Origin of the sequence: Salinisphaera sp. LB1 (assembly GCF_003177035.1) — a bacterium.
Classification (GTDB): Bacteria; Pseudomonadota; Gammaproteobacteria; order Nevskiales; family Salinisphaeraceae; genus Salinisphaera.
In genome coordinates this window covers 152,370-171,867 of sequence record NZ_CP029488.1, presented here as the reverse complement: position 1 = coordinate 171,867, position 19,498 = coordinate 152,370, and the positions used below count along the sequence as shown (strand labels likewise).

Below are 19,498 nucleotides of genomic sequence, written 5' to 3'. Positions count from 1 at the left end.
AGCAAAGTGTGCCGCATGGCAGGGCGTGGCACAACTAGCGCAAGGTCGATCGCCGCCGTTCGCCGCCGTATTGTCGGATAATCGCCGACGTTCGGGCATTTTGCACGGCATCATCTCGGCCGTTCCCAGCGCCGCCCAAGCGCGTTCGCGACCCGGGGCGTGTTGTCGGCGCTCGATGCCGGGTGATCGCGGCAGGCTGGGGTCAAGAGTCGGTCTCCGCGCCGAATCGCGGCAAGATATCGGTTTTTCGGCGCCGAATCGCCAGCGGGGGCGACAGGCAGGCCCCCGCGACCCGGTGGCCGTGGGTTGGGACACTCAGGTGCTGGGTTTCGCTGCGATCTTGTCGAGCGCATGCAAAACAGTGGCGGTATCGACGGCGCCGAGCAGGCGCTGCCGGGGCCTCTCGTTTTCAGCCGATGCGGGATAGAGCAACAGTGTGGGTGGCCCGAAAACGTTCAGCCGCTGCATCAGGCGCTGTTGCCCGGTGTGGTAGGCGGTGACATCGAACTCGATCGCAGTGACCCGTGACCGGGCCCGCCGCACGCGGGCCTCGGCGAACACGGTGCGTTTCATGCGTGCACAGTCCACGCACCAGTCGGCATAGAAATCGGCCATGGCGGGGGCGCCCACCAGCGGCGAGTTATCGACGCGCGCGACATGCGCCGCCAGTCCGGCGAGCGGGATTGCGCCGACAAGCAGCGCCTGCATGGCGGGCGCCGAATGAGCGCCCGGCATCAGTGGGTCTGTTCGATCAGCCAGCTCATGTAGGCGGGCGCGCCATCGACGATCGGCAACGCGATGCGCTCGGGCACATCGTCCGGATGCAGTTCGGCCAGACGTGCATCGATCGCCGCCAGCCGCCCGGCCCGGGTCTTGATCACCAGAAGCCATTCGGCGTCGATCTCGACCCGGCCCTGCCAGCGATACACCGATTCCACGCCGGATACGATGTTCACGCAGGCGGCCTCGTGATGCTCGATCAGCGCGGCCGCGATGGCGCGGGCGGTCTCGACGTCGGGCGTGGTGACGTAAACCACACGTGGCTCGTGGTCGGCGGCGTCGTTCATGGCATTGATTCCGTGATCTTGTACCGGCGTGGGTTCGTGACCATATACCACGCATCGAACGGGGTCGACGACCGCGTTCGATGCAGCGGGGCCATGCGCCGTTGCCGCTGCTACACTCGCATCGACGCAATCGAAGGAGAATGTCATGGGTTTGAGACTGGGCGATACCGCGCCGAATTTCACAGCGGATACCACCGAAGGCGAGATCGATTTCCACGCCTGGCTCGGCGACAGCTGGGGCGTGCTGATGTCGCATCCGGCGGATTTCACGCCGGTGTGCACCACCGAGATCGGGGCCACGGCCAAGCTGTCCGATGAGTTTGCCAAGCGCAACGCCAAGCCGATTGTCGTGTCGGTCGATTCGGTCGAGGATCACAAGGCCTGGTCGAAGGACATCGAGGAAACCCAGGGCTGTGCGCCGACCTTCCCGATCATCGGCGATACCGATCGCAAGGTGGCCGAGCTATACGACATGATTCATCCGAACGAAGGCGACACATCGACGGTGCGCAGTGTGTTCGTGATCGATCCGAACAAGAAGATCCGGATGACGCTGACCTATCCGAAGAGCGCCGGCCGCAATTTCGCCGAGATCCTGCGCGTGATCGATTCGCTGCAGCTGACCGACAATTACAAGGTCACCACGCCGGCCGACTGGCAGAACGGCGACGACGTGATCATCTCGCCGGCGTTGTCGAACGAGGAAGCGAAGAAGCACTTCCCGGACGGCTGGAATGAGCTCAAGCCTTACCTGCGCATGACCAAGCAGCCCAATCGTTGATCGAGCCGCACCATGCCGCGTAAGCGAAAACGGCGTCTTCGGGCGCCGTTTTTTTTGTGCGCGGTCGCAGCACGGCTGCATAATGATCGGCCATTCAACAGCCGCGAATTCCCATGGCCGTCGACGACAACCAGCCCCAACCGAAGCCCCGCCGCAGCCAGGTCATCACCCAGGGCACGTCGCGTGCGCCCAACCGCGCGATGCTGCGCGCGATGGGTTACACCGATGAGGACTTCAACAAGCCCATCGTCGGCATTGCCAACGGCTACTCCACCATCACGCCCTGCAACATGGGTCTGAATACGCTCGCCGGTCGCGCCGAGGAGGCACTGGAAACCGGCGGCGCCAAATCGCAGATGTTCGGCACGGTCACCGTGTCCGACGGCATCTCGATGGGCACGCCCGGCATGAAGTATTCGCTGGTTTCGCGCGAAGTGATCGCCGATGCGGTCGAGACCGCGGTCCAGGCCGAGGCCATGGACGGCGTCATGGCGATCGGCGGCTGCGACAAGAACATGCCGGGCGCGATGATCGGCATCGCGCGCATGAACGTGCCGGCCATCTTCGTCTATGGCGGCACGATCAAGCCGGGCCATCTCGACGGCGAGGATCTTAACCTGGTGTCGGCGTTCGAGGCGGTGGGTCAGTACGCGGCCGGTCAGATCGACGAACAACGCCTGTATCAGGTGGAGTGCAACGCCTGTCCGGGCGCCGGTTCCTGCGGCGGCATGTATACCGCCAACAGCATGTCCTCGGCATTCGAGGCGATGGGCATGAGCCTGCCGTATTCCTCGACCATGGCGGCCGAGGACGCCGAGAAGGCCGACAGCGCGGCCGAATCCGCGCGCGTGCTGATCCGGGCGATCGAGCAGGACATCAGACCGCGTGATCTGCTCACGAAGAAGGCGTTCGAGAACGCGATCACCTTGATGATGGCCGTGGGTGGATCGACCAACGCCGTGCTGCACCTGCTGGCCATCGCCCAGGCGGCCGAGGTCGACCTGTCGCTGGACGATTTCGAGCGTATCCGGGCAAAGGTGCCGGTGTTCTGTGACCTCAAGCCCTCCGGTCGATTCGTGGTCACGCAGCTGCACGGCGCGGGCGGCATTCCCCAGGTGATGAAGATGCTGCTCAATGCCGGGCTGCTGCACGGCGATACCCTGACCATCACCGGCGCCACACTCGCCGAAACGCTGGCCGATGTGCCGGACCAGCCGCCGACCTATCAGAAAGTGATCCTGCCGATGGATCAGGCGCTCTATGAATCCGGCCATCTGGCGATTCTGCGCGGCAACCTCGCCGAGGAAGGCGCGGTGGCCAAGATCACCGGCCTCAAGAAGCCGGCGATCACCGGGCCGGCGCGGGTGTTCGATTCGGAGGAAGAGGCCATGGCGGCCATCCTCGACGAATCGATCGTGGCCGGCGATGTGGTCGTGATTCGCTACGAGGGCCCGAAGGGTGGGCCGGGCATGCGCGAGATGCTGTCACCCACGTCGGCGCTTATCGGTCGTGGCCTGGGCGAGAAAGTCGGCCTGATCACCGATGGCCGATTCTCCGGCGGTACCTATGGCATGGTGGTGGGCCATGTCGCCCCGGAGGCGGCTGTCGGCGGCGGCATTGCCCTGATCGAAGAGGGCGACACGATCGTCATCGATGCGCGCGAGCGCAAGCTGCATCTCGAGGTCGACGACGAGGAACTGCAGCGTCGTCGCGCGGCCTGGGTACCGCGGCCGCCCAAGGCCAGCCGCGGGGTGCTGGCCAAATACATGCGTCTGGTCGGCAGTGCGGCGAAAGGCGCGGTCACCGACGAGCCGTTCGAGGAATAACGCGCCGCCGCGCCCGAAGCCTCGGGCGCGGCTATTTGATGGCGCGCAAAGCAGGGCGCCCGGCCCGTAACCGGGCGTTTTTCAGCAAAAATCCGCGTGAACCCTCGCCCACTCGGGCGGGGAGGTAAGCGGGGCCGCACAAGCGGCCTTATTGTGGTGTCTTCTGCTCCTGCACATAAGCCTTGAGCGTCTCGATGGTGGCGCCGCCTGCGCTACACGCGAAATACGATCTCGACCACAGTGCGGCGCTCTTGCTGAGGCGCGGAATGTGGGTATTCAAGAACCTCACCCGTCGAGACGACGTGGACTTCAAGTTGTTGACAAGCACGCTGATCGACAGCTTCGGCGGATATTCCACGAGTAAGTGGACATGATCTTCTTCACCTTCGAACTCAAGGATGCGGCAATCCAGCTTATCGCAAGCAGACCCAAACGCTTCGCGTAACTGCTCGATCATGTATCCGTCGAACACCTTGCGCCGATATTTCGTCGTGAAGACAAGGTGAACAACCAGTCGCGTTACGCTGTGTCGTCCTCGTCGATAATCGACCTGCACACTCACTTGCGTTTACATCTCGCAGGCTATAATTTATGCCTAGAGTAGCAAGGAACACTGAAATGCTGAAGGCCTCGAAGGTACGCATCTACCCCATGACCGAGCAGGCGGCGTTTCTGAACCGCCAGTTCGGCGCGGTGCGTTTCTGCTACAACACCGGCCTTCGCATCATGTCCCATCGCTACAAGCGCCACGGTCACTCGTTGAGTGCCAGGCACGACATCAAGAAGCTGCTGCCGGTGGCCAAGAAGTCCCGCAAGTATGGCTGGCTGAAAGAGGCGGACGCCATGGCGCTCCAGCAGTCGTGTATCAATCTCGACCAAGCCTTCCAACGCTTCTTCGATCCCAGGCAAAAAGTGGGCTACCCGCGCTTCAAGAGCAAGCGGGGCAAGCAATCCAGCACCCACTGCGTCGGCGTCAAGGCCGGCGATAGCTGGATCAAGGTGCCCAAGCTCGGGCCGATCAAGGCCAAGGTACACCGGCCTGTTGACGGCAAGCTCAAAAGCATCACGCTGTCGCGCACCGTCACCGGCAAGCACTACGCCTCGCTGCTATACGAGACAGAACAGGCTGCGCCCGCGCCGTTGAAGGAGGTAGACGCTGACGGTGTCGTCGGCCTCGACGTGGGCCTCTCTCACCTCGCCATTGACTCCACCGGCCGCAAGATTGCCAATCCGCGATTCCTCAAGCAGGCGCAGAAGAACCTCAAGCGCAAACAACAGGCGCTGTCCCGTACCAAGAAGGGCAGTGCCAATCGAGCCAAGGCACGCTTGCTCGTCGCCAAGGCTCACGAGCGGGCAGCGAATGCCCGCAAAGACTTCCAGCACAAGCTCTCTCGACAGATCATTGACGACAACCAAGCGGTGATCGTCGAGACGCTGAAGGTCAAGAATATGATGAAGAATGCCAAGCTCGCCAAGCACATCGGCGATGCATCGTGGTATGCCTTGACCGCCAAGCTGGACTACAAGGCCAAGGAACAGGGCAAGCACCTGGTCAAGATCGACCCGTGGTTTGCCAGCTCCAAGACCTGCCATGTCTGTCACTATAAGATGAGCGCCATGCCGTTGAGCGTCCGGTCGTGGGCGTGTCCCGCCTGCCACACACAGCACGATCGTGACATCAACGCGGCGCTGAACATCAAGCATCAAGGCATAGTGAAGTTGAAGGCGGAAGGGCTGTCCGTCTCTGCCCATGGAGGCTTGCGTAAGTCCGGCATGGCGCCGGCTGCTGCCTGAGAAGTGGGAAGCCTCGCCCGTGGCGCGTCAGCGCTAGGGCGGGGAGCAGTCACGCTAGCCATCCACCAGGTCTTGCATCACTTGCATCACCTTGCGGGTGATCACTGGCCGGGCGGCGTCGTAGATCACTCGGCGCATGCCCGGGCTGGCCGCCAGCACGACCCCGGCCGACAGGGCCCCGACCATGGTGATGCCTGGGTTGGCCTTGGCCCATGCCGTTGCCCGGTCGCCGATGACGGGACGCAGCTCCTCCTCGATCCGGCTATCCGGACTACGTTGGACTGCCGCCGCCTTCGTCCTGCGGCGTGCCCTGGCAATAAGCAGCCCGAACAGCGTGATCACCAGGATCAAGCCGAGCAGGCCACCGCCGACCACCAGGGCCGCGATGCCCGGGCCCAGCGGCGGGGCGATCAGCCAGAACACGCCCAGGGCGAGAAACACGATGCCGGCCAGCGCGATCAGCATGGCCAGCCAGGCCAGCATGTGCAGCGACACGGCAGCCGCTATCTTGCGCTTGAGGCTCAACGTCGGCGCCTAGCGGAGCAGCTTGCCCAGCACCAGACCGATACCGAAGGCGGCGAATATGCTGGTGAAGGGGCGGGCTTCGATTTCGGCGCCGACTTCCTTGCTGCGCTTGCTGGCTTCGCGGCGCAGGTCCTCGTAGCCATGGCGGGCCTGGTCAAGGCCTTCCTGGTAACGTTTTTCACCGCTGGTGCGCACGGTTTCGGCCAGCTCACGCAGGTCCTTGCGCAGGGCCTCCATATCTTTCTTGAGGGCGTCAGTTTCGCTCATTGGCCAATCCTGTCATGTCACAGCCGTATGGGAATTGTCAGCATAACGGTCCGATCCGGGCAGCGCCATACGTTGTATCCCCGAGGGGCCGGCCGGCCGCCGGACCTGCCGAGTCAGGCGAGGGCGAAGAAACGCGCTGCGTTGGCGGTGGTGATGCGCTCGATGTGATCCGGGGCGACGCCGCGGGCGGTTGCCACGCTGTCGCGGACCCACGGCAGATAGGCCGGCTCGTTACGCCGGCTTTTCGGCTTCGGGCGGATCGTGCGCGGCATGAGATAGGGGCAGTCCGTTTCGATCATTAACCGATCGTCGGGAATGTCGGCCGCCGCGGCGTACAGATCGGCGCCGCGGCGTTCGTCGCAGATCCAGCCGGTGATGCCGACATGCAGATCCGCGGCCAGATAATCGGCGAGCACATCCGGGCCATCGGTGAAGCAGTGGACCACGGCCCGTGGCAGATGCGGCAGGTATTCGCGCAGTATGGCGATGAAGTCGGCGTGGGCGTCGCGCTGATGCAGAAACACCGGCATGTCGTGTTCGACGGCGATCGCGAGCTGCGCGGCGAAGACGCGCATTTGCACGTCGCGCGGGCTGATGTCGCGAAAATAATCCAGGCCGGTCTCGCCGATCGCCACGATCTCGCCAGCGGCCGCCGCGCGGCGCATGAGCCCGGCCAGTTCGTCGCTCCAGTCGCTGGCGTGATGCGGATGCAGACCGGCCGTGGCGAAGCCGCGCCCCGGGTGGGCCCGGGCGATATCGATGGCGCCCTGGCTGCTGGCGAGATCGCTGCCGGTTACCACGAACCGTGTGACGCCGGCCTCGGCGGCACGCGCGATCACGCTGTCGCGGTCGTCGTCAAAGCTGTCGTGGGCCAGATTGGCGCCGATGTCGATCAGAGCCATGAGCGCATTGCCGATCGGGGAAACGAGCGCCGTAGTGTAGCGCGGCTGGCAAGTATGACCGGGCCGTGGCCCGGGCTTTGCTACACTTTTGCATCGCCGGCACGGGGCGACCGGAACCCGCCAACATCAATTCGAGGGATTCAATGGGCTATCGATACGCGCGGATGCGTGGATTCGGCGCCGTCCTGATCGCAATGACCCTGTTGTACGCAGTCACGGCCAGTGCTGCGACGCAGTATGTGAGCGATCAGTTGTCGATCAACATGCGCAGCGGGCCGGGTACGAAGTATCGGATCGAGAAGTTGCTGGATGCCGGCGACAAGCTCGATACGCTGGGCTCGTCTTCCGGCGGCTGGACGCACGTGCGCACGTCGTCGGGCCAGACCGGTTACGTACTGACCCGTTTCCTGTCCGATCAGCCGGCCGCACGCGAGCAGTTGGCCAGCCTCAAGCAACAGGTCAGCAAGCTGAAGTCGGACAATGCCGATCTCAAGAAGGAGCTGTCGCAGGCGCTGCACGGCTCGGACAAGCTGGGCGAGCTCAAGCGGAATCTGGTCGCCCAGAACAAGAAGCTCAAATCGAAGTTGCAGAACATCCGCGAGACATCCGCCGACGCGATCCGCATCGGCAAGGAAAACGAAAAGTACCGCAAACAACTGATGAGCCTGCGCGCGGACGTGGATCGGCTCAAGCACCAGAATCAGGCGTTGCAGTCGCGCCGTGACGGTATGAAGATCGGCGCGCTGATCCTGTTTGGCGGCGTCCTGCTGGGCCTGCTGCTGCCGCTGTTCCGGCGCCGTCGCAAAGGCAATTGGGATTCGCTCTGAGGCGGCCCGGACGCAGCCGTCCCGCGCTGTTCATCTGAAATCAGCCTGACGCGATGGCACACCATCTTTCGCTGTTGTTGATTTCGATCATCGCACTGGGCGTGTTCTCGCAGTGGCTCGCCTGGTGGCTGCGCATGCCGGCGATCGTGCTGTTCCTGGTCTCCGGCGTGATCGCCGGGCCGGTGCTCGGATGGATGAATCCATCCGAGGATATCGGCCCGGTGCTGTCGCCCATCGTGGGGCTGGCGGTGGCGGTGATCCTGTTCGAGGGCGGCCTGTCGCTGCGGCTGCACGAGTTCAAGGAAGCGGCCTCGGGCGTGCGCCGTCTGGTCACGCTTGGCTCGATGTTCGCCTGGGGGCTGTACTCGGTCGCGGCCTATTTCATCGGCGATCTCAGCTTGCCGGTGTCGCTGCTGTTCGGCGCAATCCTGATCGTCACCGGCCCGACGGTGATCATTCCCATGCTGCGCCAGGCGGGGCTCAACCGCCGCACGGCGTCGTATCTGAAGTGGGAAGGGATCATCAACGACCCGATCGGCGCGCTGCTCGCGGTGCTGGTGTTCCAGTATTTCGTGTTCGCCGGGGCCTATCCGGGCGGTGGTACGCAGGTCGTCGTGGAGCTGGGCCTGGCGATTCTGATTTCGCTGGCGCTCGGCGGTGGTGTCGGCTGGCTGCTGGGCTGGGCGTTCAACCACGTCTGGGTGCCGGAATATCTCAAGGCGCCGCTGACCGTTGCCTGCGTGCTGGTGATCTACGGTCTGGCCAGCGAGATCTTCGCCGAGGCCGGGCTGCTCGCGGTCACCGTCATGGGCATGGTCATGGGCAACATGAGCATCGCCGGCATGGCGGAACTGCGTCGGTTCAAGGAATACGTCACCATTCTGCTGGTCTCGTCGGTGTTCATCGTGCTGACGGCCGACCTCGATCCCAAGGTGCTGCGGCATCTGGACTGGCATGCCGCGGCCCTGGTGGCCGTGGTGTTGTTCGTGGCGCGTCCGGTGGCGGTGTGGCTGGCCACGACCTTCACCAACATGGAATGGCGCGATCGCCTGCTGGTGGGCTGGATTGCACCGCGCGGCATCGTAGCCGCCGCCGTGGCCGGCGTGTTCGCACCCACGCTGATCCAGGCCGGCTATGGCGGTGCGCAGGAGTTGCTGCCGCTGATCTTCGCCATCGTGTTCGCGTCGGTGATCCTGCACGGTTTCTCGCTGGGCCGGCTGGCGCGCTGGCTGCGGTTGTCGGTCGAACCCAACGGCGTGCTCATTGTCGGTGCGTCGCCGTGGTCGACCGAGTTGGCGCGCGCGTTGTCGAACGAGCTGCACGTTCAGGTGCTGCTGGTGGATTCGTCCTGGCATCGGCTGCGTACCGCACGCCTGGCCGGCGTGCGCGTGCTGTACGGCGAAGTGCTCTCGGAGACCATTCAGCAGTCGCTGGAGCTCAACGAGATCGCCTGCATGCTGGCGGCGACCAGCAACGATGCTTATAACGCCCTGGTCTGCTCGCATTTCTCCAACAGTCTGGAACACGATCGCGTGTTCCAGCTGCCGATGTATGCGGCCGACGAGAACAACGACGCCAAGGTCGTGGCCCGTCCGCTGCGGGGCCGGCCGGCGTTCGACGAGTCGGCCCAGTATGAAGAACTCTGGCGTCATCATTTTCAGAGCTGGCAGTTCTACAAGACCCGGCTCACCGAGAATTATGGTTACGAGGATCTCAAGCGCGACCGGCCGCCGGAAGCCATTCCCATCGCTGTGTTGCACGATGACCGGACGCTGCTGCTGTCGCCCGCCGCCGGCGGCACGCGGCCGGATATCGGCGATACCATCATTTACTATGCCCCCAAGCGCACCGACGAGGATCGGCGCCGGGCCCGCGCCGAACGCGCTGAGGCCGCAAGCGCGCGTTCGGCGTCGAACGGCGACGGGGCATCCGAGGAACAGGACAAGGAGTCTTGATGAGCAGTCTCAATTGGCCGGACCAGGACAGCGCGAGCGGGTTCATCGAGGGCCCGGACGGCGCACTCGAGGTCGACGTCGAGCTGCCGAGGCATGAGCCGCGCGGTTTCATCGTCGTCGCCCATCCGCACCCGCAGCAGGGCGGCACCAAGGACAACAAGGTGGTCTACATGACCGCCCGCGGCGCGCGCGAAGCGGGTTTCGCCACGCTGCGGTTCAATTTTCGTGACACCGGGCGCAGCGAAGGCCGCTACGATGCCGGCCGCGGCGAGCAGGACGACCTGCGCGCCGTGCGCGACTGGGCCGGCGACAACTCCGGCCTGCCCCTGGCCGGCCTGGCGGGTTTTTCCTTCGGTTCCGCGGCCGCGCTTCGTGTGGCCGCGGCCGACGGCACGCCGAGCCTGTTGACCATTGGTTTGCCGGTAGCTTATTTCGATGACGGGCTGCCGCGCCCCGACTGCGACTGGCTGGCCCTGTTCGGCGATCAGGATGAAGTGATCGACGTGCAAGCCTCGATCACGGCGGTGGAGAAACTCGAGCCGGCGGTCGATGTCCAGATCATGGAAGGCGCGGGGCATTTCCTGCATGGTCGCCTGAGTGACCTGCGCAAGCGCGTCGAAGCCTTCTGGGCCCACCGGTGATCGGCAGAGGAATGAATGTGATGGGATTGTTCGATCGACTCAAGGAAGCCATCCAGCCCGCCGCGGATGGCGGCGCGCGCGATCCGCAGCGCGCCCAGCAGATTGCCGCCGCGGTATTGCTGCTTGAAATGGCGCACGCCGACAACAACCATAAGCCGGCCGAATACGACGAGATTCGTCTGCAGCTGAAAACGCATTTCGGCCTGGCGGACGGCGAAGTCGAGGAGTTGATCGCCGCAGCGGCGCCGAAAGCGCGTGCCTCGGTGTCGCTGTACGAGTACCTCAGGACCCTCAATCAGGGCCTCGATGTGCAGGAAAAGCGTGAAGTGCTCGAGATGCTCTGGCGTGTGGCCTATGCCGACAACGAGCTCGACGCGAACGAGGAGCATCTGCTGCGGGATCTGGCGGAATTGATGTATCTACCGCACGAGCAGTTTCTGAAAGCCAAGTTCACGGTCACCGGCGAGTCGATCTGACCCGCCTGGGCGCATGGGCGCGCTACGCCGCGGAACAGGGCGCGGCCTTGGCCGGGCCCGCGGGTGATCACGCCCCGCGACGCGCGGGCCGTTACGGCAGTCCGCTTGCGTGCAGTTGATACAGCGCGATCTCGCCGAGCAGGTTGGGGGCGAGGCGCATCGCCGCATGGGCGCGGTGGGCATGATTGACGAAATGCCGGCGCACGATCTCCACCCGCTTGGTCGCACACAGCTGCTCGAAATCGCGCACCGTGCACAGATGGATGTTCGGCGTGTTGTACCAGCGATTGGGCAAAGCGCGCGATGACGGCATCACGCCGTGCCAGGCCAGGCTCAGCCGCATGCGCCAGTGCGCGAAGTTGGGGAACGTCAGGATCGAGTCGCGGCCGATGCGCAGCATTTCGTCGATGAGCACATGCGGCTGCTGGACTTCCTGGATCGCCGAGCTCATCACGACATAATCGAAGCTGTCGTCCTCGAACTGGCTTAGCCCGGCATCCAGATCGAGCTGAAGCACGTTCACGCCCGCCGCGACACAAGCGATGACATTGTCCGGGTCGATTTCTAGACCATAACCGCGCACGTTCTTCGTCGCTTCGAGATGGGCGAGCAGGGCACCGTTGCCACAGCCGAGGTCGAGCACGCGCGTGCCGGGGGCGATCCAGTCCGAGATGAGGGCTAGGTCGGCCCGCAGGCCGTCCCGCGTCGGCGTGCTCAGCGTGTTCATGCGCCCACCTCGGCGGCCACGCGGCTCATGTAGGCCTTCATCGTGTTCATGTAGTGCGGCATCGTGAGCAGGAAATCGTCGTGGCCGAGATCGGATTCGACCTCGGCATAGGCGACCTGCTTGCCGGCGTCGACCAGGGCGTCGACGATCTCGCGCGAGCGCGCCGGCGCGAAGCGCCAGTCGGAGGTGAACGAGATGACCAGAAAACGCGCCGTAGCCGGCTCGAATGCCTCGGCCAGGCGCCCGCCGGTGGTATGGGCCGGGTCGAAGTAATCCAGCGCCTTGGTCATCAGCAGATAAGTGTTGGCATCGAAGCGGGTGACGAACGATTCGCCCTGATGACGCAGATACGACTCGACCTGGAACTCGACATCGAAGCCGTAATTGATACGCCCGGCGCGCAGGTCGCGGCCGAACTTGGCGCGCATGGCGTCATCCGACAGATAGGTGATGTGGCCGAGCATACGGGCGAGCATCAGGCCGCGGCGCGGCACCACGCCTTTTTCATAGTAACGCCCGGCGTGGAACTCGGGGTCGGTGACGATGGCCTGGCGGGCGATCTCGTTGAAGGCGATGTTCTGGGCCGAGAGTTTTGGCGCCGAGGCGATGACCACCGCGTGCGCCAACCGGTCCGGATAATCGATGGCCCATTGCATCACCTGCATGCCGCCGAGACTGCCGCCGACCGCCGCCGCCCAGCGCTCGATCCCGAGATGGGCGCGCAACAGGTTCTGGGAGCGGACCCAGTCGCTGACCGTCACCACCGGGAAATCCGGGCCGTAATGGCGTCCGGTTTCGGGATTGATGCTGCCCGGGCCGGTGGAGCCGTTGTAGCAGCCGAGATTGGCCGGCGAGACCACGAAGAAGCGATTGGTGTCGATCATCTTCCCGGGGCCGATGCATTTGTTCCACCAGCCCGGTTTGGCGTCGGCCTCGCTATGATAGCCGGCGGCATGGTGGTTGCCGGACAACGCGTGGCAGATCAGCACCGCGTTGGAACGCTCCGCATTGAGCGTGCCGTAGGTCTCGTACACCAGATCGAATTCGCTCAGCTGCTTGCCGCAGTCCAGGGCCAGCGGTTCGTCGATGTGCAGCGTCTGCGGCTCGACGATTCCGATCGAGTGGGCGGGAGATTCCATCGCCATCGCGCTAACGGAACAGCCCCGGCAGCGGCAGCAGGCGCGAGACCACTTCCAGCGCGATGATCACCACCAGCGGCGACAGGTCGAGGCCGCCGATGCTGGGAATCACGCCGCGCACCGGCCGCAGCAGCGGCTCGTTGATGGAGAACAGAATGGCGGTGGCCGGGCTGAACTGATTCGGCGAGATCCAGCTCATCAGCGCCTGGATCAGGATCGTGAAGAAATACAGATTGCAGACCAGCGTGGCCATTTTGAGAATCGCCCACGCCAGTGAGGGCAGCAGTTGCGGGCCGAAACCGGGGGCGCCGAGTGCCAGATCGATCTGGATCAGGATATAGGACAGGATCAGGCCGAACACCAGCGCCGGCAGGTCCCAGTTACGCCAGCGCGGAATCGCGTGACGCAACACGTTCACCGGCATGCGCGTGGTCTGCCAGACGAACTGGGAGATCGGATTGCGGAAATCGGCATGCACCAACTGCAGGATCACCCGCAGCAAAACCACGATGATGTACAGCGACAACACCGTATCGACGAGAAACAGCAGGGCGTTGTTGGTGTTATCGATCATGAATAGGGTCTGTTGTTGTTTAGTACGAGTCCGCGCCAAGCACTGTTTTGCGGCAAGACGAGGCGTAGCGAGCGTGGCGTAGTCATCCTACGCGAGGGAGCTACAACGCTGTATTGCCGCAAAACAGCGCTTGTCCCTCCGGGTTGGGCCGCAAATAGTGCCCTGCGGCGTTGCGAGTCTGGATCGTGGGACGCCACGACGCGGCAACTCGCGCCTTGCCGGACACGATTTGCGGACACCAACGCGGCGCTCGTACAAAACATCAACAGACCCTAACCGTCGGACAGGTCGCGGGCGAGTTCGGCGGCGCGGTCGGAAGCCGCCCGCATGGCGCCGGCTACGAGTTGGTCGAGATCGCCGGCTTCGAGGTGGTTGAGCGCGGCGGCGGTGGTGCCCCCCTTGGAGGTCACCTTGGTCCGCAGGGTGGCCGGGTCGTCGCCGGACTCGGTAGCCATGCGGGCCGCACCGAGTGCGGTCTGGAGCACGAGTTCGCGTGCGGCGGTCTCGTCCAGGCCGAGTTCGGTTGCACCGGCGATCATCGCCTCCATGAAGGCGAAGAAATAAGCCGGGCCGCTGCCCGAGGTCGCGATCACCGCATCAATGAGCGATTCATCGTCGACCCAGGCATTGACGCCCGCGGTGGCCATCATGTCGTCGGCGAGCTGGCGTTGTTCGTCCGTCACGGTGGCATCGGCATACAGGCCGGTCGCGCCCACCCCGAGCAGCGACGGGGTGTTCGGCATGCAGCGCACATAGGCGAAATCTGCGCCCAGCCACTGGCGCAGCGCCGACAGCGGGATGCCGGCCGCAATCGACAGAATCAACGGGCGGGCCGTGCCGAGCAGCGGGGTGAGGGCGCGTGCCGTATTCGCCATGCCCTGCGGTTTCACGGCCAGCACGACCGCATCCGCGGCGGCCAGATGCGACGCCTGCGCCTGCGCGGCGGTGTTCACGCGATACTGCTCGGCCAGGTGTTCGCGCTTGTCGGCGTTGTGATCGACCACGGTAATGGCGTCACCGGGCCAGCCCGCGTTGCGCAACCCGCTGACCAGACTGGTCGTCATGTTGCCGCCGCCGATGAATACGATGTTCTGCATTCTGCCTCTCGCATTGTGACAACGCGGGATCGAACCCGCCGCGAGTCGGGTGATCGACCATCGCGGGGCGGCCGGGTAGCCATGCGTCCGCATCGAGCACTTGCCGATCCCGCCGGGCTGGATTCGACCGCCTAAATGGCGGGCATGATACGCCAAGCATCGGTGTGCGGGCGAGCGGTCGTGGTCGCGGCCGCGCCAAAGGTTTAGCATGAGGCGTTTTTCAAAGCCGTGTGCGCCATGAACAGCAGCCTCAAACAGACCGCCCTCGGCGGGTCGGCCCCGGCCGTCGATGTCGGTGATGCCGAGTATCTCAAGCGAATCAATGCGGCGCGAGTCTACGATGTGGCGATCGAGACGCCGCTGGTGGAAGCTGCGCAACTGAGTCAGCGCATCGGCAACCGGCTGTTCTTGAAGCGCGAGGATCTGCAGCCCGTGCATTCGTTCAAGCTGCGCGGTGCCTACAACAAGATCTCGCACCTGACCGACGAAGAAAAAGCCCGTGGCGTGATCTGTGCGTCGGCCGGCAATCATGCCCAGGGTGTGGCGCTGGCCGGGCGCAATCTCGGTATTCGCGCGGTGATTGTCATGCCCCGGACCACACCGCAGATCAAGGTGAGCGCGGTGGCCGGCTTCGGCGGCGAGATCGTGCTCCACGGCGATGGCTACGACGAAGCCGCGGCTCATGCTGCCGAGATCATGGAACGCGATGGCCTGGTCTATATCCATCCGTATGACGATCCCTACGTGATCGCCGGACAGGGCACCATCGGCATGGAGATCGTGCGCCAGCACCCGCAGCCGATTCATGCCGTGTTCGTCTGCGTCGGTGGCGGCGGCATGCTGGCCGGCGTGGCGGCCTACATCAAGAGCGTGCGCCCGGACATTCGTGTGATCGGCGTGGAGCCCGAGGATGCGGCCAGCATGGGCGCGTCACTGGCCGCCGGCGAGCGCGTGACGCTCGACGAGGTCGGGCTGTTCGCCGACGGCGTCGCGGTGAAGAAGGTGGGCGAGGAAACATTCCGCGTCTGTCAGCGGCACGTGGATGCGATGATGACTGTGTCGATCGACGAGATGTGCGCGGCCATCCGCGACGTCTACGAGGACACGCGTGCACTGACCGAGCCGGCCGGGGTGCTGGCGGTGGCCGGGGCGAAGAAATACGCGGCCGAGACCGGAATCGAGAACGAGGATCTGGTCGCCATCACCTCGGGCGCGAACGTCAATTTCGATCGGCTGTCCTATATCGCCGAGCGCGCCGAGCTCGGCGAGCAGCGCGAAGCATTGCTGGCGGTGACCATGCCGGAACAGCCCGGCGCATTCCTGCAGTTCTGCCGTACCGTCGGCGATCGCTCGATTACCGAGTTCGGTTATCGCTACGCCGACGACACGCGCGCCCAGATCTTTGCCGGCATCAAGCTCAGCAACGGTATCGCCGAACGCGATGCCCTGATCGATACGCTCCGAAGCGCCGGCTACGACGTGCTGGACATGTCGCGCAACGAAATGGCCAAGCTGCACGTGCGGCACATGGTCGGCGGGCGCGCGGCCGGCGCCGGCTCGGAAGTGTTGTTCCGGGTCGAGTTCCCGGAGCGCCCGGGCGCACTGCTGCGCTTTCTCGAGGCGATGGGCGATCGCTGGAACATCTCGTTATTCCATTATCGCAACCATGGGCATGCGCACGGCCTGGTATTGCTGGGGATTCAGGTCGCGCCCGAGGAGCGGGCCGACTGTCGTGCCGCGCTCGATGCCATCGGCTACGATTACGCCGAGGAAACCGACAACCCGGTCTATCAACGGTTTCTGCAGGCCGGTTAAGGCGCTCGTCGAGACGGATCGATGTCCGAATCCAATTCGAAGACGGTGGTTCTGGCGGCCCTGACCGGGAATCTGCTGATCGCGATCAGCAAGTTCGTCGCCTCGATCTTCAGCGGCAGTACAGCGATGCTGGCCGAAGGCATTCACTCGGTCATCGATACGGGCAATCAGGCGTTGTTGCTCTACGGGATGGGGCGGGCGAAGAAGCCGCCCGACGCCAAGTATCCGTTCGGTTATGGCAAGGAGATCTATTTCTGGAGCTTCATGGTCGCGGTGCTGCTGTTCACGCTCGGCGCCGGTATCTCGATCTATGAAGGCGTCGAGAAGGTCATGCATCCGCATGCGATCGATCATCCATTGATCAATTACGGCGTGCTGGGTCTGGCCGTGCTGTTCGAGGGCACGAGCTGGTCGATCGCGGCCAAGGAGTTCCGGCGCGTGAAGGGCAGCTGGGGCGTGCTCGAGGCGGTTCGCCGCGGCAAGGATCCGAACAAGTTTCTGGTGTTGTTCGAGGATACGGCGGCGATTGCGGGCCTGCTGCTGGCCGGCGCGGGGCTGGCGTTGGTGCAGTTTACCGGGATCGAAATCTTCGATGGCCTTGCCTCGATCGGTATCGGCGGCATCCTCGCGTTTTCCTCGGTGTGGCTGGCGGTCGAGACCAAGGGCTTGTTGATCGGCGAGTCCGCCAACCAGTACGTGGTGCAGCAGATCGAGGACATCGTGAGCCGACATCCGGCGGTGGTCCGGGTCAACGAAGTGCCGACCATGCATATCGGGCCCGAATATGTGCTCGCCAATATCAGCCTGCGCTTCAAGCCGGGCCTGTCCGGGGAAGCGCTTCAGGACGCCATCGCCGACATGGATCGCCGGATCAAGACCGAGTGCCCCACGGTGAAACGCATCTTTATCGAGGCTGAGCACGAAGCGGACAAGCCGCCGTCGCACGCGGACGAGGCGGACACCCAAAAGGAAGAAGTCGGCGACTGACCATGCCCGATCGAGCTCTGCCAGCGCAGGTGCCGCGTCGCGTCTGTATTCTGCGGCTGTCTGCGCTCGGTGACTGCGCCAACGTTGTGCCGGTGGTGCATACGCTGCAAGCGGCCCGTCCCGACATCGAGATTTGCTGGGTGATCAACCGGACCGAGGCGAAGCTGGTGGCCGATCTGCCGGGCGTCGAGTGCCTGGTCTATGACAAGCGCGGCGGGCGCTCGGCGATCGACGAACTCAAGCGCCAACTGGCTGGTCGCCGCTTCGATGCCCTGTTGAACATGCACGCCAGTTGGCGGGCCAACCGGATCAGCCTACTGGTCTCGGCCGCGCGACGTATTGGTTTCGATAAACGGCGAGCACGCGACGGTCAGCGCCTGTTCGTTCGCGAACGTATTCCGCCAGTGGCCAGCCGCCATGTGGTGGATGGCTTTCTGGCCTTTGCCGCGGCCATCGGCGCCGATCAACCCGTGTTCGACTGGCGGGTGCCGATCGCCGATGCCGACCGCGCACATGCCGGCGGTTTGCTGGATGCGGCGCGCGATTCCCGCCCGATCCTGTTCATCAGCCCGTGTTCGAGCCATATCATGCGCAACTGGGCGACCGATCACTATGCGGCGGCGGCCGATCATGCGATACGGGCTCACGGGATGCGTTGCGTGCTGGTGGGCGGGCCGAGCCAAGCAGAACACGCCATGGGCGAAGCGATCATGGCCGCCATGCGCGAGCCGGCGACCGATCGCATCGGGCAAACCAGTCTCAAGCAACTGCTGGCACTGTTCGAGCGCGGTCGAATCCTGCTAACCCCCGATTCCGGGCCGGCGCATATGGCGAATGCCACCGACATCGCCACCATCAGCCTGCATGCCGCGACCGATCCGCGTCGCAGCGGAGCGTACCGGTCGCGCGACCTGTGCGTGGACTATTTCGCCCAGGCCGCGTCACGCTATCGCAACAGCACGCCGGATGCGGTGAAGTGGGGCGCACGGATCGAGGACGATACCGGGGTGATGGGATTGATTCCGGTTGCGGCGGTTACGGCGCGGATCGATGAGGTGATGGGGCGCCCGTAGCCGATGTATTCGCTTGTCGGCGCCGACATCCAACACGCTGTACCGCGAAACGCCAAATTGCATCGAACTCGCGAGTTTTCCAAGCGCGAATGGGCGGTTTCGGCAGCCAAAATATTGAACCACGAGATGAGTTGGGCTCTGCTTTCGCACTGCCGTGCGCGTCCCTTCTTTTGCTTGCTCAAAAGAGGAGGTAGACAACCCCTTATTCCGCCTGCCGAATTTAAAAACAATGCCTTGCCGGTAGGTCGGATTAGCGCGCAGCGCGTAATCCGACGCCCAATCCGCGGGTCCGAGGTCCGGTTGTCGGATTACGGTGCAACCACCTAATCCACCTACGTCACTGCAGTGCCATACGCCAGTCGCTTGCGTGAATCCTTGTGGACTTCGCAATCCCTGGGCATACGCAGCCGTGCCGGGTCGCTATTCCTCGCCGGCATGCTCCATGCCGAGAATGAAGTCCCAGTGTTTCTTGTCGATCGGCATCACCGACAGCCGGTTGCCTTTACGCACCAGCGGCAGGCCCTCGAGCTCGTCGGCGTGGTCCTTGATTTCGGACAGCGGAATCACGCGGTCCAGTTCGCGCTCGTAGGTGACGTCCACCCGGTACCAGCGCGGCTTGTCCGGATCGGATTTCGGGTCGTAATGCGGATCCTTCGGGTCGAAGGCGGTATCGTCCGGATAGCCTTCGCGCGAGATACGCATGATGCCGACAACCCCGGGCACCTTCGTGTTCGAGTGATAGAAAAAAGCCAGGTCGCCCTCGCGCATGTCATCGCGCATGAAGTTGCGCGCCTGATAATTGCGCACGCCGTCCCAACCTTCGGTCTGCCGGGGACGGTTCTTCAGGTCCTCGATGCTGAATTCGTCGGGTTCGGATTTCATCAGCCAGTAGCGCATGAGTGTCCTTGTCGTGAGTGCGATTCAGTCGATTCTACGCATGGCGCGCGAGGGCGTGCGATGCCGGTTGGGGTGCGGCACCATTGAGCCGGCGCCCGGCGGCTTTGTCCATGCATGGCGCCGGCGAC

General features: G+C 64.1%; 21 protein-coding genes. 10 read left to right on the top strand and 11 right to left on the bottom strand.

The genetic code is table 11. The features are described 5' to 3' along the window. Nucleotides 1–315: 315 nt before the first annotated feature. Nucleotides 316–708, bottom strand: coding sequence for a thioredoxin fold domain-containing protein (locus SALB1_RS00730; protein WP_179950695.1), 393 nt, complete (start codon nucleotides 706–708; stop codon nucleotides 316–318). Nucleotides 709–734: 26 nt separating this feature from the next. Then, the gene (gene cutA / locus SALB1_RS00725) at nucleotides 735–1,067 is read right to left on the bottom strand and encodes a divalent-cation tolerance protein CutA (protein ID WP_109992111.1); all 333 of its coding nucleotides are present in this window, start codon (nucleotides 1,065–1,067) and stop codon (nucleotides 735–737) included. Between the two features lie 145 nt (nucleotides 1,068–1,212). On the opposite strand from cutA, the gene SALB1_RS00720 reads away from it, so the two are divergent. Both SALB1_RS00720 and ilvD read left to right on the top strand, forming a co-directional pair. After that, entirely contained in the window at nucleotides 1,213–1,848 is a 636-nt protein-coding gene (locus SALB1_RS00720; protein WP_109992110.1) for a peroxiredoxin, read from the top strand. 113 nt (nucleotides 1,849–1,961) lie between these two features. Further along, the gene (ilvD, locus tag SALB1_RS00715; RefSeq protein WP_109992109.1) at nucleotides 1,962–3,674 is read left to right on the top strand and encodes a dihydroxy-acid dehydratase; all 1,713 of its coding nucleotides are present in this window, start codon (nucleotides 1,962–1,964) and stop codon (nucleotides 3,672–3,674) included. A 148-nt stretch (nucleotides 3,675–3,822) separates the two neighbouring features. On the opposite strand, the gene tnpA is transcribed toward ilvD, so the two are convergent. Beyond that, nucleotides 3,823–4,230 (bottom strand): IS200/IS605 family transposase, encoded by a 408-nt coding sequence (gene tnpA / locus SALB1_RS00710; RefSeq protein WP_370453237.1) that lies wholly within the window; start codon nucleotides 4,228–4,230, stop codon nucleotides 3,823–3,825. Nucleotides 4,231–4,292: 62 nt separating this feature from the next. Between tnpA and SALB1_RS00705 the strand changes: the two genes are divergently transcribed. Then, nucleotides 4,293–5,468: an RNA-guided endonuclease TnpB family protein gene (locus tag SALB1_RS00705; protein WP_109992107.1), complete on the top strand. Its 1,176-nt coding sequence runs from the start codon at nucleotides 4,293–4,295 to the stop codon at nucleotides 5,466–5,468. 54 nt (nucleotides 5,469–5,522) lie between these two features. On the opposite strand, the gene SALB1_RS00700 is transcribed toward SALB1_RS00705, so the two are convergent. The 3 genes from SALB1_RS00700 to SALB1_RS00690 all read right to left on the bottom strand — a co-directional run bounded on the left by SALB1_RS00700 (nucleotide 5,523) and on the right by SALB1_RS00690 (nucleotide 7,162). Then, a complete protein-coding gene (locus SALB1_RS00700; RefSeq protein WP_145961205.1) occupies nucleotides 5,523–5,993 on the bottom strand; it encodes a hypothetical protein in 471 nt (156 codons plus the stop codon). A gap of 9 nt (nucleotides 5,994–6,002) precedes the next feature. Further along, complete coding sequence (locus SALB1_RS00695; RefSeq protein WP_109992105.1) at nucleotides 6,003–6,260, bottom strand: YqjD family protein; 258 nt, start codon at nucleotides 6,258–6,260, stop codon at nucleotides 6,003–6,005. 113 nt (nucleotides 6,261–6,373) lie between these two features. After that, nucleotides 6,374–7,162, bottom strand: a complete 789-nt coding sequence (locus tag SALB1_RS00690; RefSeq protein WP_109992104.1) for a TatD family hydrolase — start codon at nucleotides 7,160–7,162, stop codon at nucleotides 6,374–6,376. Nucleotides 7,163–7,305: 143 nt separating this feature from the next. Here SALB1_RS00690 and SALB1_RS00685 point away from each other — a divergent pair, with 143 nt between their 5' ends. Genes SALB1_RS00685 through SALB1_RS00670 form a run of 4 tightly spaced genes read left to right on the top strand, consistent with a single transcriptional unit; the run spans nucleotide 7,306 to nucleotide 11,061 of the window. Next, nucleotides 7,306–7,989 carry a TIGR04211 family SH3 domain-containing protein gene (locus tag SALB1_RS00685; RefSeq protein WP_109992103.1) on the top strand — a complete coding sequence of 228 codons (684 nt, stop codon included), beginning with the start codon at nucleotides 7,306–7,308 and terminating at the stop codon, nucleotides 7,987–7,989. A 53-nt stretch (nucleotides 7,990–8,042) separates the two neighbouring features. Next, on the top strand, nucleotides 8,043–9,944 hold the full coding sequence (locus tag SALB1_RS00680) for a sodium:proton antiporter (RefSeq protein WP_109992102.1): 1,902 nt from the start codon (nucleotides 8,043–8,045) through the stop codon (nucleotides 9,942–9,944). After that, nucleotides 9,944–10,585 (top strand): alpha/beta hydrolase, encoded by a 642-nt coding sequence (locus SALB1_RS00675; RefSeq protein WP_109992101.1) that lies wholly within the window; start codon nucleotides 9,944–9,946, stop codon nucleotides 10,583–10,585. Before SALB1_RS00680 ends, SALB1_RS00675 begins: the two co-directional genes overlap by 1 nt. A 20-nt stretch (nucleotides 10,586–10,605) precedes the next feature. Further along, on the top strand, nucleotides 10,606–11,061 hold the full coding sequence (locus SALB1_RS00670) for a TerB family tellurite resistance protein (protein ID WP_158590560.1): 456 nt from the start codon (nucleotides 10,606–10,608) through the stop codon (nucleotides 11,059–11,061). 91 nt (nucleotides 11,062–11,152) lie between these two features. Here the strand turns inward: SALB1_RS00670 and metW are convergent, their stop codons facing one another. From metW to proC, 4 genes are all read right to left on the bottom strand, one after another. After that, a complete protein-coding gene (gene metW / locus SALB1_RS00665) occupies nucleotides 11,153–11,788 on the bottom strand; it encodes a methionine biosynthesis protein MetW (protein ID WP_179950694.1) in 636 nt (211 codons plus the stop codon). Continuing rightward, nucleotides 11,785–12,933 carry a homoserine O-acetyltransferase gene (locus tag SALB1_RS00660; protein WP_109992099.1) on the bottom strand — a complete coding sequence of 383 codons (1,149 nt, stop codon included), beginning with the start codon at nucleotides 12,931–12,933 and terminating at the stop codon, nucleotides 11,785–11,787. The genes metW and SALB1_RS00660 overlap by 4 nt, the downstream gene beginning before the upstream one ends. Nucleotides 12,934–12,937: 4 nt before the next feature. Further along, the gene (locus SALB1_RS00655) at nucleotides 12,938–13,501 is read right to left on the bottom strand and encodes a YggT family protein (protein WP_109992098.1); all 564 of its coding nucleotides are present in this window, start codon (nucleotides 13,499–13,501) and stop codon (nucleotides 12,938–12,940) included. Between the two features lie 272 nt (nucleotides 13,502–13,773). Continuing rightward, complete coding sequence (gene proC, locus SALB1_RS00650; protein WP_109992097.1) at nucleotides 13,774–14,598, bottom strand: pyrroline-5-carboxylate reductase; 825 nt, start codon at nucleotides 14,596–14,598, stop codon at nucleotides 13,774–13,776. Nucleotides 14,599–14,835: 237 nt separating this feature from the next. Here proC and ilvA point away from each other — a divergent pair, with 237 nt between their 5' ends. Genes ilvA through SALB1_RS00635 form a run of 3 tightly spaced genes read left to right on the top strand, consistent with a single transcriptional unit; the run spans nucleotide 14,836 to nucleotide 18,473 of the window. Further along, nucleotides 14,836–16,413 carry a threonine ammonia-lyase, biosynthetic gene (gene ilvA, locus SALB1_RS00645; protein WP_109992096.1) on the top strand — a complete coding sequence of 526 codons (1,578 nt, stop codon included), beginning with the start codon at nucleotides 14,836–14,838 and terminating at the stop codon, nucleotides 16,411–16,413. Between the two features lie 21 nt (nucleotides 16,414–16,434). Beyond that, on the top strand, nucleotides 16,435–17,400 hold the full coding sequence (locus SALB1_RS00640) for a cation diffusion facilitator family transporter (RefSeq protein WP_109992095.1): 966 nt from the start codon (nucleotides 16,435–16,437) through the stop codon (nucleotides 17,398–17,400). A 2-nt stretch (nucleotides 17,401–17,402) separates the two neighbouring features. Further along, complete coding sequence (locus tag SALB1_RS00635; protein WP_109992094.1) at nucleotides 17,403–18,473, top strand: glycosyltransferase family 9 protein; 1,071 nt, start codon at nucleotides 17,403–17,405, stop codon at nucleotides 18,471–18,473. A gap of 420 nt (nucleotides 18,474–18,893) precedes the next feature. Here SALB1_RS00635 and SALB1_RS00630 read toward each other — a convergent pair whose 3' ends face one another. Further along, nucleotides 18,894–19,370: an EVE domain-containing protein gene (locus tag SALB1_RS00630; protein ID WP_109992093.1), complete on the bottom strand. Its 477-nt coding sequence runs from the start codon at nucleotides 19,368–19,370 to the stop codon at nucleotides 18,894–18,896. Between the last annotated feature and the right edge of the window lie 128 nt (nucleotides 19,371–19,498).